We start from the raw sequence: 1,531 nt of genomic DNA, 5'->3' as shown, positions 1-1,531 counted from the left end.
TGAAAAAGTTAAAGAATGTTGATGCTGAACAGGTAATCACCGATCTTTTCCTTAAAATTAATAATCTGATCCAGATTGATAAAAAAAACCATGATTTGATCAATGAAAGTTCTCTTGAAAATAAACAGTTTATGCAGAAGCTTTCCGAAAGATTTCCTTCATTGACGAATAACGAACTGAAATTCTGTGTATATTACAAATTAGACTTTTCTTCTAAAGAAATTTCATTACTTGAAAATATTACCGAGGGAAGCGCAAGGGTTTATAAAACTAAAATAAAAACTAAAATGAATATCGGGAAAGAATCCATATTAAATACCTACTTAAAAAGTATTTAAATGGTTTTATTTGAGCGTATTTTTTTATTGTATAACTAAGATTAGTGTTTAAAAAATGAATTGATGGAAAATAAAATTATTAAATTTTTAATTGTTTTTATCTTTTCTATGATTGTTTTTTCGTGTGGTTCATCTCAAAAAGATGAAGGCAGCATTTATTTTGCCAATCTTGATATATTAACTAACAAAATTGAGAACCAACCAGAAAAAATTAAAGCCTTACAAGCCAGAGAACAGAAAAAGTATGAAAGTACTGGCGATCGTAAATATCAGATTGGTAGTAAATATATTGAATTCCTTTACGTTGCTAATGATTCCAGGCTTAAGAATAAAGAAAATATTGTAAATGATATTCCCGTAGTGTATGAATTGCTGATGTTAAACAACAACGAATATGATTATATTACGATTGTTGGTGATTTTAGTCTGGCTCATAAGTTTGAACACCAATCTCCTAAGCTTGCTATGCAGTTTCTTGATGATGCGATTAAGCTTGAAGAGTCTGGTGAAAAATATTTTCTGCCTCATTTGTATCATGTTAAAGGGAGGTTTTTGTTTAATGATCAAAATTACACCCAAGCTCTGATTTACTTCAATAAATCTCTAAAAATTTTTAGTAAATCGAGGGATAACCTAATTTATATTGCTTCTATGCACAATAATTTTGCATTGACTTATGAAAAAATGGGACGTATTGATCTGGCTATACAAGAAGCTAAAGAAGCTGTAAGAATTTTAGAAACCGAAAGAAATCTGAAACCTGAGGAAACTGCTTTTTTAATAAGTGTAAAAGGAAATATGGGATTCTATTATTACAAGAAAAAAAACTTTTCCGAAGCAGAAAAACTTCTTCTTCAGGAATTCGAGTTTTATAAAAAAGATAAGAAAAGCCACCATGAATCTATTACCAATCTTACAGAATTGTTTGATCTGTATAATGAAACCGATCAGAATAATAAAATGAAGGAGATTGCAGATTACGGGAAATCTATTGAGTCTGAAACGGCGGGTATATCAGATAAAATTCTTATAAATGAGATGATTCAGTCTTATTATTTAAAGATGAATGACACAGAAATGGTAAAAAAAATATGCCGGAAATTAATTACGTTGCATAATAAGCATGAAGAAGAATCTAATAAGAAACTTACCTATATTTCAGATGTCCTTAACAACTTTATGATCAAGAGTAT

2 protein-coding genes are annotated in these 1,531 nt (G+C 29.1%); both read left to right on the top strand.

Annotation, left to right across the window (positions count from 1 at the left end):
• On the top strand, positions 1-338 hold a 338-nt coding region (locus BM143_RS24115), incomplete at its 5' end, for a helix-turn-helix transcriptional regulator (protein WP_394332586.1).
• Positions 339-401: 63 nt separating this feature from the next.
• A partial coding sequence (locus BM143_RS23645) for a tetratricopeptide repeat protein (RefSeq protein WP_139222113.1) occupies positions 402-1,531 on the top strand: 1,130 nt, incomplete at its 3' end.

Origin of the sequence: Chryseobacterium oleae, assembly GCF_900115055.1 — a bacterium.
Classification (GTDB): domain Bacteria; phylum Bacteroidota; class Bacteroidia; order Flavobacteriales; family Weeksellaceae; genus Chryseobacterium; species Chryseobacterium oleae.
This window is presented reverse-complemented; position numbering and strand designations above follow the sequence as displayed.